This window comes from Thermoanaerobacterium sp. R66 (assembly GCF_028895185.1).
Taxonomy (GTDB): Bacteria; Bacillota; Thermoanaerobacteria; order Thermoanaerobacterales; family Thermoanaerobacteraceae; genus Thermoanaerobacterium.
On record NZ_JAEUWW010000001.1, the window covers coordinates 1,293,014 to 1,308,065 of the forward strand.

General features: G+C 35.8%; 14 protein-coding genes and 1 other RNA gene. All 15 read right to left on the reverse strand.

What is annotated here, in order from left to right; all coding sequences use genetic code 11:
• Positions 1-60: 60 nt before the first annotated feature.
• The 15 genes from nth to JJQ93_RS06675 all read right to left on the reverse strand — a co-directional run bounded on the left by nth (position 61) and on the right by JJQ93_RS06675 (position 14,848).
• The gene (gene nth, locus JJQ93_RS06605; RefSeq protein WP_274893169.1) at positions 61-705 is read right to left on the reverse strand and encodes an endonuclease III; all 645 of its coding nucleotides are present in this window, start codon (positions 703-705) and stop codon (positions 61-63) included.
• Entirely contained in the window at positions 686-1,828 is a 1,143-nt protein-coding gene (queG, locus tag JJQ93_RS06610) for a tRNA epoxyqueuosine(34) reductase QueG (RefSeq protein WP_274894075.1), read from the reverse strand. The genes nth and queG overlap by 20 nt, the downstream gene beginning before the upstream one ends.
• Before the next feature lies 1 nt (position 1,829).
• Positions 1,830-4,199, reverse strand: a complete 2,370-nt coding sequence (locus JJQ93_RS06615; RefSeq protein WP_274893170.1) for a Lon protease family protein — start codon at positions 4,197-4,199, stop codon at positions 1,830-1,832.
• A 134-nt stretch (positions 4,200-4,333) separates the two neighbouring features.
• Positions 4,334-4,552, reverse strand: a complete 219-nt coding sequence (locus JJQ93_RS06620) for an alpha/beta-type small acid-soluble spore protein (protein ID WP_014759326.1) — start codon at positions 4,550-4,552, stop codon at positions 4,334-4,336.
• Positions 4,553-4,623: 71 nt separating this feature from the next.
• Entirely contained in the window at positions 4,624-4,812 is a 189-nt protein-coding gene (locus JJQ93_RS06625; protein WP_013787592.1) for a ferredoxin, read from the reverse strand.
• 63 nt (positions 4,813-4,875) lie between these two features.
• On the reverse strand, positions 4,876-5,076 hold the full coding sequence (locus tag JJQ93_RS06630; RefSeq protein ID WP_014759327.1) for a hypothetical protein: 201 nt from the start codon (positions 5,074-5,076) through the stop codon (positions 4,876-4,878).
• Positions 5,077-5,143: 67 nt separating this feature from the next.
• A complete protein-coding gene (locus tag JJQ93_RS06635) occupies positions 5,144-5,803 on the reverse strand; it encodes a helix-turn-helix domain-containing protein (protein ID WP_038069752.1) in 660 nt (219 codons plus the stop codon).
• Between the two features lie 49 nt (positions 5,804-5,852).
• Positions 5,853-7,193 (reverse strand): radical SAM/SPASM domain-containing protein, encoded by a 1,341-nt coding sequence (locus tag JJQ93_RS06640; protein ID WP_274893171.1) that lies wholly within the window; start codon positions 7,191-7,193, stop codon positions 5,853-5,855.
• A gap of 109 nt (positions 7,194-7,302) precedes the next feature.
• Complete coding sequence (locus JJQ93_RS06645) at positions 7,303-8,946, reverse strand: nucleoside kinase (RefSeq protein ID WP_274893172.1); 1,644 nt, start codon at positions 8,944-8,946, stop codon at positions 7,303-7,305.
• Between the two features lie 93 nt (positions 8,947-9,039).
• Positions 9,040-9,216, reverse strand: a non-coding RNA gene (gene ssrS, locus JJQ93_RS06650) — 6S RNA.
• Between the two features lie 65 nt (positions 9,217-9,281).
• Positions 9,282-9,785 (reverse strand): PTS sugar transporter subunit IIB, encoded by a 504-nt coding sequence (locus tag JJQ93_RS06655; RefSeq protein ID WP_206198988.1) that lies wholly within the window; start codon positions 9,783-9,785, stop codon positions 9,282-9,284.
• Positions 9,786-9,864: 79 nt separating this feature from the next.
• Positions 9,865-10,749 (reverse strand): PTS system mannose/fructose/sorbose family transporter subunit IID, encoded by an 885-nt coding sequence (locus JJQ93_RS06660; RefSeq protein WP_085111573.1) that lies wholly within the window; start codon positions 10,747-10,749, stop codon positions 9,865-9,867.
• Positions 10,750-10,763: 14 nt separating this feature from the next.
• Positions 10,764-11,543 carry a PTS mannose/fructose/sorbose/N-acetylgalactosamine transporter subunit IIC gene (locus tag JJQ93_RS06665; RefSeq protein WP_013787585.1) on the reverse strand — a complete coding sequence of 260 codons (780 nt, stop codon included), beginning with the start codon at positions 11,541-11,543 and terminating at the stop codon, positions 10,764-10,766.
• Between the two features lie 79 nt (positions 11,544-11,622).
• The gene (locus tag JJQ93_RS06670; protein ID WP_274893173.1) at positions 11,623-12,159 is read right to left on the reverse strand and encodes a PTS sugar transporter subunit IIA; all 537 of its coding nucleotides are present in this window, start codon (positions 12,157-12,159) and stop codon (positions 11,623-11,625) included.
• Positions 12,160-12,193: 34 nt separating this feature from the next.
• A complete protein-coding gene (locus tag JJQ93_RS06675) occupies positions 12,194-14,848 on the reverse strand; it encodes a sigma-54-dependent transcriptional regulator (RefSeq protein WP_274893174.1) in 2,655 nt (884 codons plus the stop codon).
• Positions 14,849-15,052 lie beyond the last annotated feature (204 nt).

The window sequence follows — 15,052 nt, forward strand, 5'->3', positions numbered from 1 at the left end:
TTTTTAACTTAGAACAATTTAATTATATTACAAATACTTTGCAAATAAATTACATACTGATTAATTTTTTATAAAATTTTTATAAAACTTACAAATATGATTGATGGGGCAAATATCGCACTTAGGCTTCCGTGCCGCACAGATGTTTCTCCCGTGGTATATAAGAAGATGATGAGACAAAGACCACAAATTTTTAGGAATAATATCCATAAGCTGATATTCTGTCTTTAAAACATCATCGCTTTCAGCAAGTCCAATCCTATTTGATACCCTAAAAACATGTGTATCGACAGCAATCGCATCTTTTTTGAAAGCATTGCTTATAACCACATTTGCTGTTTTCCTTCCAACACCCGGTAGCTCCATAAGTTTTTCCATATCATCAGGGACAGTACCGCCGTACTTGTCGCACAAAATCCTGCAAGTGTTTATTATGTTTCTGGACTTGTTCCTGTAAAGACCGCAATCCTTTATTTCTTCTTCAAATTCTAATGGGTCAACATCTTTAAAGTCAAATGGCGATTTGTACTTTTTAAAAAGTTTTTCTGTAACCATGTTGACCCTTTTGTCGGTACACTGTGCTGACAATATTGTGGCTATCAAAAGCTCAAAGGCATTTTTAAAGTGTAAACCAGGTTTTGCATCAGGATATGTCTTTTTAAGAATTTCCAGAACCTCCAGCGCTTCATCTTTCGTTATCCTCAAAAGTCTCACCTCTAATATTCATCATAGCTTTCTTCATGAACTCTTTTGCAGTTTCATCTTTTTCATTTAGATAAGCTTTTTCAATATGCGGAAAAGCATTTTCCTTATCAAGAATGCTTAATGCGTATGCACTATATCCTCTTATATAAGCACTTTCAGAGCTTATAAGTTTTCTCAATGGTTGGATTGAATCCTTGTCATTTAAGTTGATAGCCGCAATTATAGCATTCCTTATTATAGTATTTTTTCCTCTCCAAGATGCCGAAGTAGCACCAAACAATTCTTTGAACTTTTTGTTGTCAAGGCACAAAATGTCTTTCAAATCGTGTTTAGGTTTAAGGTTTTGAGGCGTAAACTCACGCCTTGTGACTTTCTTCGCCTTTTCATTGAAAGGACAAACATCTTGGCACGTATCACAGCCATATATGCGAGTACCTAATCTTTTTAATGTGCTGTCGCTTAAATATCCTTTTTGAATTGTAGCATACGACAAGCATTTGTTGGCATCTATTTTGTATTCTTCAATCAACGCTTTCCCAGGACACGCTTTAAGGCATCTTGCACAACTGCCACATTTCGACTCAACTTTGGAGTCTGGTTCAAATGGCACGTTTATCAGCATCTCTCCCAAAAATAAATATGATCCATATTCCTCATTTATTATCATATTATTTTTCCCGAAGAATCCAATGCCTGCATTATAAGCAATAGCTCTCTCCAAAAGCGGATTGTTGTCAACAAGCAAAACAGTTTTGACGGCACCGCATTTAGATGAAATGAATTTTTCCAGATTCCTAAGCAAATCAATCATGACTTTATGATAATCTACGCCCCATGCAGTCTTTGAAATAGTGCCATATCCAGACTTTAGAGAATCAAATTTATAATCTACATTGTACGATATAGCGACAGATATTATAGCTTTGACTTCATCAAGCAGATAATAGGGATTTATCCTTTTTTCTACATCATTTTCTTCAATATTGCAATTTAAACCATTGTTGAGTCTATAAAGCAATAAATCCCTATACTCAAAAAGACAGTCAGGACTTGCAAAGCCTATCACGTCAATGCCAGACTTATATGCAAACTCCTTAATTTCCTCTTTTGTGACACAAGTCACATCAAACATTCCTTTCTTTAACAGATGACTTTTCTTTTGTCAGTATGTCGTAAAACGATCTTAGCTTGTTTTTCACCCTTTCGTTTATATCACTCATCTTGTGGCCTGTCAATATTTCCATACCTTCATCTATTGTATTTACAGTGTATATGTGAAATTTCCCCATCCTGCATGCATCTATTATCTCATCGTCCAAAACAAGGTTTATGGCATTTTGCTCTGGGATTATGACGCCTTGCCTACCTGTCAGTCCCTTTACTTTGCATAACTTGTAAAATCCTTCGATTTTATGTGTTACGCCTCCTACAGGCTGTATGACTCCAAATTGATTGACAGAGCCGGTTACGGCTATTTCCTGTCTAATAGGAATGTCCGACAAGCTCGAAAGGAGTCCGTAAAGCTCTGTGCTGGAGGCACTGTCTCCTTCTACGCCTTCGTAAAGCTGCTCAAAGCATATTCTGGCCGATAAAGTAAGCGGAAAATCCAACGCATATCTATTACCTATAAATCCTGTTATTATCATGACCCCTTTGTCGTGAATGTGACCACTCATTTTGATTTCTCTTTCGATGTTTACTACACCTTCTTCGCCAGGGTAAGTAGTAACCGTTATTCTGGAAGGCTTTCCAAATTGGTAATCACCTAAATTTATGACAGAAAGTCCATTTACAATCCCAACTTTTTCACCATCTACATCCATCAAAAACGTTCCATCTTTAAAGTATTCTATATACTTCTCCTCTATCATGTTGACCCGCTTTGTCTTTTCCCTTATAGCCTTTTCCACATTGTGAGCCATGACAACTTTGTTTCCTTCTATTTCCGCCCAAATGTTTGATTCGTATAGAATCTCTACGATATCATTAAACTGTGTCGATAATTTGTTTTGATCTTCTGATATCCTTGTTGAATACTCAATGACTTTTGCCACTCCAGTCTTGTGAAAAGGTCTCAAATTTTCCTCGACACAATGTTTCTTTATAAAAGAAGCCATTTTCAAGATATTTTCTTCGCTTAAATCCATCACATCGTTGAAGTCAACCTTAACTTTAAAAAGCTTTTTAAAGTCATCATCATAGTTATAAAGGATATAGTATAAATACGGCGTCCCTATGAGTATTACCTTCACATTCAAGTCAATTGGCTCAGGCTTTAGTGATGATATGGACAAAAGGCCGTATGATGATGCAACATTCTCTATGACTATTTTATCTGTCTTCAGTGTACGCTTAATGGCATCCCATACGTATGGATACGTTAAGACATCCTTAGCTTGCAGAATAAGATATCCTCCGTTTGCCTTATGAAGGGCACCTGCTTTAATCTTCGTAAAATCTGTAATTGCCACTCCAAAATCACTTTCATATTCGATATTTCCCAATACATTGTTGTAGTTTGGATTGTACTCTACCACAACAGGTGCACCATTTGTATTGCTGTTATCAACAAAAAGATTTACACTGTACTTTTTAAAAACATCTTTTTTATTCTTTCGCATGATGAATGGAAATTGACTGTCTTCGTCATCATCGCTTCTAAAATTATCGATATTTTCCAGTATATCTCTTTGAAGGCTGTCAAGGTATCTCATTACGCCGTCATATTGGGCGTATTTATCTCTTAAATCATCGATCAGATGTCCAACGGCCATAAGCCCTACGTTATTGTCAAGCTCGTGAACAGCATCTCTTGTTTCTTTGTCTATATTTTGTATATCCTTCCATATCTGCAGCGCCTTTTCTTCAAAATTTGCCGCTTTGGCTTCTATCTCTTTCCTTTTCTCATCATCCAATAGTTCGTATTCTTCGTTGCTTATCTGTTTTCCATCTACAACAGGTATGCTTACTATGCCAGTCTTTGTCTCTTTAAGCACAAAGCCAAAATTCTTTGCTAAATCGTTTAGCTCTTGGATCAATTGATTCTTTCTATCCTGAAATTTCTTCACGATTTCATTTTTTTGCAAGTCGTATGCCTTTGAATTAAATGCCTTAGGGATTTCTCTTTGAAGCTGCTCCACAAAATCTTTCATGTCGTTTTTAAATCTTTTGCCATCACCTGGCCTTAAATTTATGGCAATAGGCTGTGATGGTTTATCAAAATTAAAAACGTACACCCAATCATCTGGTACCTTCTCCGACGATGCCACTTCTGAAACGCTGCTTACGGCAAAGCTGGATTTACCTGTGCCAGTAAGCCCAGTAATGAATATGTTGTATCCTTTTTGCTTGATTTTTAAACCAAACTCCATGGCGTCTTTGGCTCTTTCCTGCCCTATAAGATCTTTTAAAGGTTCAACATCATCCGTCGTTTCAAAGCCAAGCAAATCTGGATCTATATGCCTTTTAAGATTTTCTGCTGTTAATTCCCTCATTCAAAGCCCTCCTTTATAAATAAGAATTCGACATAGACTCTTTTTTCCCTTCTTTTAAATTACTGATGATTGCTTCATTATATGATTGAATTTACCTATAAATATTAAGCTGAAGGACATCCTTCAGCCTAATATCAATCTATCTTGCCGTCTTTTTCATCCATCTGTTTTTCAGCGTACTTAATCATCTTTTTAACCATATTGCCGCCAATTTTCCCGACTTCTCTGGTGGTCATATTTTCATAGCCTCGTCTTTCAATGTCATCATCAAGGTGCAATTCTTCAGCAACTTCTTCCTTTAAACTTTCAAGCTCGTCTTCTGCTTTTCTATAAAGCTTTTTTCCCTTTGACATAGAAAAAACACCTCCGCTTTTATTTTTCCTCCAGCGAAGGTATATATCCAAAATTGTATTTTACTCAAAAATCATATTTCTTTTATTGCCTCAGTAGGACAACCATCTATAGAATCACGGCAAGCCTGCTCTTCTCCTTCAGGCACTTCATCGACTATTGCCTGTGATTTGCCTTCATCATTCCAATCAAAAACTGCTGGGCACGTGTCGATGCAAAGGCCACAAGCTATGCACAAATCTTGATCTACATATACTTTCATAGTTTTACCTCCTATGCTATTTTATACATCTAATATAACATATTTTTGCAAAAAACAAAATATTTATTTTATTATATAGTAACACGCTTCCAAATCGTCATCTGCAGCGTTTACAATCCTGTTTTTAAACTTGTCAATAGTTTCTTCATTTACCTTAGCACCTTTATCACCTAAAATCCGCGATACTACCATTTGACTGGCCATAGATTCTTTGTACCTTTCCACAAAGTCCATTATCTCACTTATCTCTTTTTCTCTGTTCATAAAAGCACCTCCTAAATTTAGTTTCTTAAAAAAAACTATTATTATACAAAAAAAGACCTAAACGGTCTTAAATGTACAAAAGCGATTCTTTTAAAAAGTTATTCAACAGCGTCTTGTCATTTGTGCTTAGCTCTTTTATATATTTGTGAAATATATTGACTTTCTCAAAAACTTTTCTGCTTTCACTGGATAAATGATAATCGATGTAAAATCCAATTACGATTCCCACAAACAAAATCACAGGCGCTTCACTGCCATTAATATTTATGGAATTTTTTATATTTTCAATTACTGCTACATCAAGTGTCTTAATCTGTAAAAGCAGCGTTGTCAATGCGTAAGCACAAAACTTAAGAGGCTTTAAAGCAGCTTTTTTTTCGTTTATAAAATCATCTACTGATATGGAATCATCGTTTTTTTTGATAACATTCAATAAGACTTCTTTTACGCTGTTCCACTCGTGTATGCTGCTTTTATTCACAACATCATAAGCGCTTTCATTAGGCATGTAAACCAATATAGATCTGCCTATAGATTTATCTTCGCCAATAAAATACTGCCGTTTCACATATCCCAATTCTTCTAATTCTGTCAACATATCATAGGCAGTCCATTTGCTTATGCCCATAAAATTTGCGACGTCAGCATAGTGTACGGGAGCTTTATCCTTGTCATAAAGCTTTATAAGCGTTTCCAAAAAGTCTACCTTTCTTTTAGTTAAAGGCACACAAACACCCCATTTCTCTTACATATAATAGGGTATTTTGCCTTCGCAGTCAAGCTTCTTTTTTGACAGATGCCTTTGAATTCCAGATATCATCCGCTACTTCTCCCCATCTTTCTGCAACTTTCTCTAAATCGCTGTACAAATTTTCAATATGCGATGCATCGCTGTTTTCCGTATGTTTTGCCTTGGATTCCCTCACTATATTTAAAAGCTCTTCTGGGTTGTCTATAAGCGGGCATGGCCTCAAATGATTTTGATTAAACGGCATCCTCTTTCTGTACGCTTTCATAATAGGAGACATAAGGGCTTCCTTCAAACTTACGTCATTTATGTTTACATTGGCGTAATGGATAAAAGCACATGGCTCAACATCCCCTGCTGCATTTATGTGAAGATACCTCTTACCTCCTGCTATGCATCCTCCGCTGAACTCACCGTCATTCCAGAAGTCGATAGCAAATAGCTCTTTCGTAGCTCTTATATAGTTAATCCTTTCATAAGCGTATTTCCTCTGCTCAGGTGACACCATGAATTTTACATCCGGATCTTTCCCAACAGGAATGTAAGTAAAGTACCATGCAAAGTAAGCACCTTTGTCTATCATCATATCTACAAACTCATCACTGAATATTTCTTCAATATTAGTTTTAGTGTATGTAGCAGAGTAACCGAATAATACCCCATTTTCTCTCATAAGATCCATGGCTTTCATCACTTTATCAAAAGTGCCTTTGCCTCTTATCTCATCATTTTTGTCTTTTAAGCCGTTAATGCTTACTGCAAATGTTATATTTCCCACTCTTTTTACTTCTTTTACCATGTCCTCATCTATAAGCGTACCATTTGTAAACAAATGAAATACTTGATTCTTATGATTTTCAGCAAGTTTTATTATGTCCTTCATCCTGACGGTCGGCTCACCGCCAGATAAAACTATGAAATAGACCCCCAGTTCTTCTGCTTCTTTGCAAACTCTATCCATCGTTTCAAATGATAGATTATGAGGATTGTACTTTCCTGCCCAACAGCCCACACAATTTAGATTGCAAGCTTCAGTAGGATCCATAAGTATCGCCCACGGAACATTGGCATCTAATTTTTGTTCCCATTCTTGCTGTTTCGGAATGCCTTTAAGGCTGGCATTAACAAGGAAGTTTATCATGAGCGTCTTTAAGATGTTCTTGTCAATGTTTTTGATCCCTTTGACTGTGAACTTGTACCAGTTGCTGTCCTTGTCGTCTAAAAACGATTTTACACTTTCTATTTGCTGTCTGTGATTCGGCAGCACCGCTATTTTTGACATTAGATTGGCCATTGCTTGAAGGTTTTTCTCTGGATCTTTGTCGATGTAATTGATAATGGCTCCAACAACAGGATCGATGATGTTCATAGCTTCTCCTCCTTAACCAATAAAATTAAAATTACCAAAAAGACCAAAATTCTTCTTAAAAAAATATTAGCACTAATAATATATTAATTCAATACCCTTTTAGAACTTTTTACACATCCAAACAACTTCCGCCAATGAATTCTTTCATCAAAGAATTTGGTGGTATAGCAGATTCATCTTCTAAATTTACAAAGTAACTCAATATCTCTAAAAGCTCCTGCGCAACCGAAAACGCCTTGCTGTCTTTATTTATCTTTCTTAAAAGTGGCTCAGCGTACTTTTTTATAACAGGCAATTCATAAGGAAGCGAAGAATTAAACATGATATCTGCATCTTCCTGGTATGGGAAAATATAGTTTTCCTCACCTTTCCTTACAGAAGGCCACATAAGAATTGTCTCCTCGGCATCGCTGGAGCGGAACTGATTATCTCTCACAATCCTTCTTAAAAGTCGAGTCTCAGTAGTAGATATTCTGTTGTGCTCATCAAGATTTAACTGTGTCAAAGCGCTTATGTATATCCTGTACTTGCTGTCTTTTGGTATATCCTTTGTAAGCTTTTCGTTTAAACCGTGTATGCCTTCTACAAGGATTATGTGATTTCTGTCAAGTTTAACCTTTCTTCCTACTTTTTCTCTTTCTCCTTTTTTGAAGTTAAAAATCGGAAGCTCTACTTCTTCACCTTGCATAAGCTTTATTATGTGATCATTAAAAAGCTCTAAATCCAAAGCATCGATCGTTTCAAAATTGTAGTTGCCAAATTCGTCTTTTGGCGTCAATTCTCTCGGCAAAAAATAATTGTCAAGTGATATTGGCAGCGGTTTTAATCCATTTACTCTAAGTTGAACACTTAATCTGTGGACAAATGACGTTTTACCGGATGAGGAAGGACCTGCAATAAGGACCAACTTTATCATTTTATTTTGATATATATGATCTGCAATGGTGGCAATCTTCTTTTCATGAAGCGCTTCCGATATTAAGACAAGCTCTCTCCCATTGCCGCTTTTAATCATATCATTTAAAGACGCTACATATCCTATATTAAGTATATTTGCCCATTCCTCAGCTTCTTTAAATACAGATGCCAATTTAGGAACATCTTCAAATACAGGAAGCACATCTGGACTTTTTGGTTCAGGAAATAAAAGTATAACTCCTGGAAAATAGAGTATAAGATCGAACAGCTTCAAATAGCCTGTAGATGGAACACATGGGCTGTAGAAAAAATCTACAACATCTTCGCAAAAATAAACAGGGATTTTTTCTTTATCGCTGTACTTAAAAAGACTTACTTTTTCTTCTAAGCCTTCTTTCGAGAATAGATTAACAGCACTTTCTTTGTCTAAATACTTTTTTATTATGGGATAATCTGCATCTATTATCTCTCTCATCCTGCACTTTATATCATGCACGATTTTATTGTTTACAGTAGAACCATGAATCTCACAGTACAAACCTTTACCTAAAGAGTGCTCAATGGTAACTTTTGAATCAGGCAAGATGTCTTTTGCCGCTTTAATCAATACAAATGTGAGGCTTCTTCTGTATACCATCATCCCTTCTTCTGTCGACATATCGACAAATTGTATCTCACACTCTCTATCTACACTTGTAGACAAGTCAACCATGAGATTATCAACTTTTGCCGCAACTATCTTATACTTATGGTTGTCTTTAAACTGCTCTGATATTTCTTCCAATGTCACATGATCTGGAAAAGTAAAGACAGTACCTTCTACTTTTAGATTCATAAAATCACCTCACCATAAATTATATTACAATTGAAGATCTTTTTAAATCTGTGTATAAAAAAAACCGGCAATTGCCGGTTTTTTTTACATCCAATCTATCCCGCGAAGCCGTTCGGCTATGTTTTCAAGCCCGCTTCTAAAGTGGGTATCCTGTCAATTACTTCTGAAGTCCCATCAATGTGGGCTTTTCATACGTAATTGAACCCAAATTCCCGTTGTCATGGTGTTGGTTGAAAACAAATTCACCGTAACTAAACTCCTCAGGACCATCTTGTTGACTACAGTATATACCTAAATGCTTTTCATTGCAATAGTAGATTCTTGGAAATATGAAATCATCTTTTAATGTTAAACACACCAAGCGCAGCGTCAAGTCCAACTCTCTTGCTTTCAGGCACTGTCTGGAAGAATATTTCCACACCATAATTTTCTTCAAGCTCTAAAAGTGATTCCGTCTCTTCTTTGTTAAGGCTTACAGTAGGTATTATGAATTTTCTGTCTGCGCTTTTTGCTATACCGCCAATGTTTAGCTTCTTTATAGGCAGTCCTTTTTCAATGGTGTCTTTAACTGTTTTTATGTTTTTAAACAATAATATAACTTTAAATCCGTCGTAATGATCTTTCTCCCACAATTTTATTGAATCATCGACGGTCAATATTTTCAATGTAATATTAGCAGTAGAAGCAGACATGATGTAAATATTTTTCATAAATTCATCTTTTGCTAATTGGTCGTCAATGACAAATATTGAGTTGCAATTATACCCTTTTACCCATTTTGTCATAACTTGACCATGTATCAGTCTGTCATCTATTCTGGCAAAAATGATTTCTCCCACAGTGATCATCCTTTCTCATGATTTAAAATAGAGGTTTAGCTAAATCGCCTTTAAAGGCAATTAAGCTAAACCATGAATATTATAAAAGTCCTGTAAAGCCTAAAACCGCAAATATGACTATTAACCACAAAAGCACTTTCACTATTTTTAAACCTTTTCTTGAGAAATACCAATATACAAGCATAACTGTCAACAGTGGCAACAAGCCAGGCAATACTTTGTCTAAAATATCCTGTAAGACGAATTGTTTTCCTGACAAAGTCCATTTTAACGATGTATTTACTGTCACATAAGAAGCCGCCAAAATTCCCATCATAAAAGTACCTAAAACAGATAATCCATCAATGATTTTTCTAATTCTTGCACCACTGACAATTTCAACAACTGCAGAACGCCCAAGCCTATATCCCAATTCAGTAAAATAATATCCGTATGTGAATGTCAATGCAACAAACAATATCCAAGGAAGAAAAGCTCCCAATGCACTGCCAGCTTTTGCCCACGGTAGGAATATGCCTATTAAAATATACTGTACCGTACCTGAATCTATTGCGTCGCCTATGCCTGCCAAAGGTCCCATCAATCCAACCTTCGTGCTATTTATGATCTCTGGATCAACTGCTTCATCGATTTTGCCTTCATTTAGCTTTTTAGCCCTTTCCTCCTCCAATGATGCCGTTATTCCAAGTATTGTGCCACCGCCCCATACTGCTTGCGTATTGTAAAACAAAAGATGCCTTTTATACGCTTCTTTAAGATCCTCATTCTTTTTGTATATTTTCCTTAAAATAGGCATTAACCCAAACAAAAGTGAGGGTGCCAACATTCTATCAAATGTATGAGGTATTTCATTGGCGTACCACCATCTAAACCATCCTAAAAGCAAATCTTTTCTTGTGATTTTTTTACTGCCGTCATCAATTTCTGCCGAATTTACACTGTTTTTCGCTTTTACATCTTCCATGCCACTTACCTCCTTCAAATTTGTTGGCTATCTGCTTCTTTGCTTGTAAACATAACGTAGAGATATGCCATTATTCCTCCTAAGACAGCGTATGTCACAGTATTCACATTTAACGATTTTAGTATGACAGCCATAAAGTATGCCAAGAGGAAAAATACGACAAATTTTCTCTTGCCTATAACTGTAAGTGTCAACGCAATTCCTAGCGCAGGCAATCCTCCACCTATTACCGTCAAAACATGGAATAGCTTGCCGGCTGTAACGGTTTTTATCAACGCTGCTATCAATGGAGTCCCTTTGTAAAGTGCTATAAATATGGCTGGGAAGAATAATACAAGGCTAACTAAAATAGGCAAAACAATTATTGTCAATGTCAAACCTCTATCATTTAATTCTTCTGCATACTTATCCGTAAGTCGTAATACAAACGTATTCAAAAGGAATCTAAAAGAATACAAGTATGACCCTAATAGTCCTACAGGCACTGCGATTGCAATTGCTGCTGATGGATCAAGATGTGCCATAACCGCAACCGGAACTGCTATAGAAGCCGCAACTGCTGGCTCACTTGGCAATGTTCCACCAGGTGCGATTAACCCCATGTATATTAGCTGTATGGCAGCGGTGACTACCATGGCTTCCGGTACATTGTGCATGACGATACCTACTACAAGGCCTGTCATCAATGGCGTGAAGCGAAGCATCAATGTTGAATAACCAAGAGCACGTGCCTCAACTATAGCTACCCATAAAGCAATGATTGCAGCTTGTGATGCACTAATACTTACATGCATATAAAGTCCTCCTTTTTTTATTAAGTTTTTATATTTAAAGATAACTCTAAAAGAGCCATCTTTATTGCGGCGTATAAATTTACTTGCTGAGAATTTCTTTATTCATGTTTCTAATCCCTTCAATTCCTGATTTATAACACATATCAGCTAACATATTGACGTCGCAGCTATGCCTTGACGACAATGCTTCAATAAGCATAGGCAAATTTACTCCTGTCAAATAATTAAAAGTCAATTCCTTCAAGTTGGCTGACGTCACATTAAAAGGACTTCCTCCAAACATATCTGTCAAGACCAGCACACCTTCTCCTTCATCAAGCTCAATGATACCTTGCCTTACTTTATCTTTTAGTTTTAAAACATCATCACCTTCATTTAATCCTAAACATATGACATTTTCCTGTTTTCCTAATATTAATTCAGCACTTTTTAATAATTCCTTGCCAAACTCACCGTGTGTTACGACTAATATCCCTATCAAGATCATCATCCTTTCAAAATGTGATGTTTTGTCTTTCATAAATTTTATATTGCAAAAACCATGCCATAAAAATGACCTATCCGCAAGTGAATGTCTCTTAGGAGAGACATTCACCGTCTTTAAAATGTGTGCCATTAAAACACTTCTTAATGTAAATGTTTTTATCCAATCAAATGTGTGTCATGTCCCTAATATCAAGTGTGTCAATATATGTGTCAATCATCTCTGCTACATAGGCGTACTCACTATCTGGAATCTCTATTCCAAAGAGATTTTCTACAGCCTCAAAATGCTTTTTTATCAATTGAAACGAACCATTGTTGCGGTTTTTTATTACATCCAAATCGCTATTTGGCAAATAGTCCTTTCTAATCGCCCTCTCTATCAAACAAGCACAATGAAATAAAAATTTTATCCATATCTCGTCCTCTACTTTTTTATCCTTCTCATTGAGAATATCATTTAAAATTCCTTTTAAGACAGGATAAACCTTATCAGGATTTAAAAAATTTAATGTCTGTGCTAAAAGGTCTTTTAAATTCTTTTCATAAAGCGAGATATTGGTGGTACCTGAATTCATATCACCCATGTTGCTATCGCCACTTAATAATGGATGCAAAGATACTATTTCGTCTACCAAATTGTCTATATCCATATCTGGAGTCAAGGCCTTTCTTGTAGCTTCAAGCACTAATGGAGTGCTGACCATTTCAATCGTCCTGGTTTTTATACCGGTTTTTTCGGTAATAATATCCGAAAAAGTTCTGAGAAGCCCCATATCGACCAGAATCAGCACACCTTTGCCTTGATCGATTTCTTTTATAATGTTGATAGCCTTGTCAAGAGTTACCTCTGGTTTTTCTTCCAGTGGCATATCCAACGCTCTTACATGATCAGTGCCAAGAAGTCTATTTGTAACTTCTGCAATACTGCTGGCAGTGCTATTTCCATGCGCCATAACCAATATTCCAATTTTGCTGCTGTTTTTCCCATACTGCAACGCCTGTAAAAACATCGCTATAAAGGCTGTCTCATCTTCAGGTATATCTATATTCAATTTTTCTTCAAGCCTCTCTTTTATGACATTTGCAGCACTATAAGCGGATTTATAACCTCTTGCTATACTTTCTCTATCAGGATGCGAAATAGCAATTCCTACTTTAAGCCTCTCAATCATGGTCTTTATGTGAAATGACAATAGATAAATTGCTTTCTGAGTTATTACTCCATCAAAGCTTTCACGGACGGCATTAAAAGCGTATTCCACAGCAGTCAATATATACGGATCAACAAACTTAAACAAAACACTTCTGTTGACGCCGTCAGTATCCTGTTCTATTGGATATAGATAATTTTTATAGTACAATTGTATCTGATTTTCTATGTTTTCCCTTATGTGCTCTGATGACATCCCTTGTCTGTTAAACTTTTCCCAGTTATCCATTATGAAGTCATACAAATCATCATCTGCACTGTAGGAACTTTTTAGAAAATTAATGTTCAATTTATCTTTTACGCCTACGGTGTTTTTGCTAAATACTATATCTCCATTATTGCTTATTTCCTTGAATACAATCTCATCCCTCAAATTGTGAATTTTTAATAGGCCTTCTTTTGCATTTTGCGGTAATGTTGATAAACAGACCTCTACCATCTCTTTTTCCTCAATGATATAATCCAAAAATGCTCTTGCACAGATTAACTTTATATCACTTTTCAATTGTCCAATATTGCCTGGACAGTCATAAAGCATTATTGCTTTTAACGCATCATTTTCTAATTTAATAGGCACATTTAGTCTTTCGTATTCCTCATAAAAGAACTGATATATGAATAAAAAGCGCTCAATCAACGTTCTTTTGTCAAGGCTTGGCAATTGAATTACCATAGGAATGCGCCTTAAGAAAGTGTGAAGCAAAGCCGAATGAGGATTTTCAGTTGTTGCTGCAATAATCAGAACTTTTACACTTCTAACATTTTCAGTCTCTCCAAGTCGTCTGTATTTCCCATTGTCAATAAGCGTAAATAGCATCTCCTGCCCTTCCGGTGGCATGCGGTGAATTTCGTCTAAAAACAATATACCGCCATCAGCTTCTTCAATGAGGCCTCTTTTTTCTTTGTCTGCTCCAGTAAAAGCACCTTTAATATGGCCGAATAATTGAGACATAAGCAACTGTGGATTTTGAGCATAGTCAGCACAATTAAACACTACAAAAGGAGAATTGCTTTTAAAAACTTTAGCTTCTACGCCAAACTTATACATCATTTCGGCAAATGTGGACTTCCCAACCCCTGTAGGGCCAATTATCAGCGTATGAAGCCCATTTGGAGGATACAATATGGCTGCTTTTGCTTTTGAAATTTGTTCTTTTAAGCTGCTTTTGGCACCGATGATATTATCAAGTATGCTTTCAGAATATTTATTGTTGATCTTTTTAGCGTTAATAAATTTATTGTGATTATTTTGACTAAGTTGAAATGATTCTCGGTTCAGTATTCCTGCGCTTGTTAATGTATTCACAAAATCTTTTCTATCTTCAAAAACAGACTTTGTAAAACGGTAACTGAATTTTTCCTTAAAATACAATCTATCTAAATACAAAACCGGCTTACCTTTTATTTTTATCGCTTTTCCTGATTTTAATAGCTTGTTAAGTTCCCTGCTGGTATTGCTTCTGGAGATGTTTAGTATCTTTCCTATATATAAAGCGTCATATCCTAAAGGACCGTTAAAATCATTGAAGTTTAAAGATTCCGTCAACTCCTTTAGTTTTTTATAAACTTTATCGCTTCTTTTTATGCTTTCATTACTTTTGAAATCCATTACCTATACCAGCTCCTTTTACAATTAATAGAAATAATGCTTTAATTATCACAAAATCTTTAGAAATAAAATGCGAAATTTTCAAAAATGATATTAAAATTTTATCACCAGTAATAATTTTATTCAATCTGAAATTTTTGCTGATTTCTTTTAAAAAACGCAATTACACCCATAATTAAGCCAGATAACAAGTTTTTTGCACTT

Coding starts and splice junctions, on each gene's coding strand:
- JJQ93_RS06670 (WP_274893173.1), bottom strand. CDS start 12,159: ATGGCACACATTTTAAAGACGGTGAATGTCTCTCCTAAGAGACATTCA.
- JJQ93_RS06620 (WP_014759326.1), bottom strand. CDS start 4,552: ATGTCAAAGGGAAAAAAGCTTTATAGAAAAGCAGAAGACGAGCTTGAA.
- JJQ93_RS06630 (WP_014759327.1), bottom strand. CDS start 5,076: ATGAACAGAGAAAAAGAGATAAGTGAGATAATGGACTTTGTGGAAAGG.
- JJQ93_RS06660 (WP_085111573.1), bottom strand. CDS start 10,749: ATGGAAGATGTAAAAGCGAAAAACAGTGTAAATTCGGCAGAAATTGAT.
- JJQ93_RS06625 (WP_013787592.1), bottom strand. CDS start 4,812: ATGAAAGTATATGTAGATCAAGATTTGTGCATAGCTTGTGGCCTTTGC.
- JJQ93_RS06640 (WP_274893171.1), bottom strand. CDS start 7,193: ATGAACATCATCGATCCTGTTGTTGGAGCCATTATCAATTACATCGAC.
- JJQ93_RS06645 (WP_274893172.1), bottom strand. CDS start 8,946: ATGAATCTAAAAGTAGAAGGTACTGTCTTTACTTTTCCAGATCATGTG.
- JJQ93_RS06665 (WP_013787585.1), bottom strand. CDS start 11,543: ATGCATGTAAGTATTAGTGCATCACAAGCTGCAATCATTGCTTTATGG.
- JJQ93_RS06615 (WP_274893170.1), bottom strand. CDS start 4,199: ATGAGGGAATTAACAGCAGAAAATCTTAAAAGGCATATAGATCCAGAT.
- JJQ93_RS06675 (WP_274893174.1), bottom strand. CDS start 14,848: ATGGATTTCAAAAGTAATGAAAGCATAAAAAGAAGCGATAAAGTTTAT.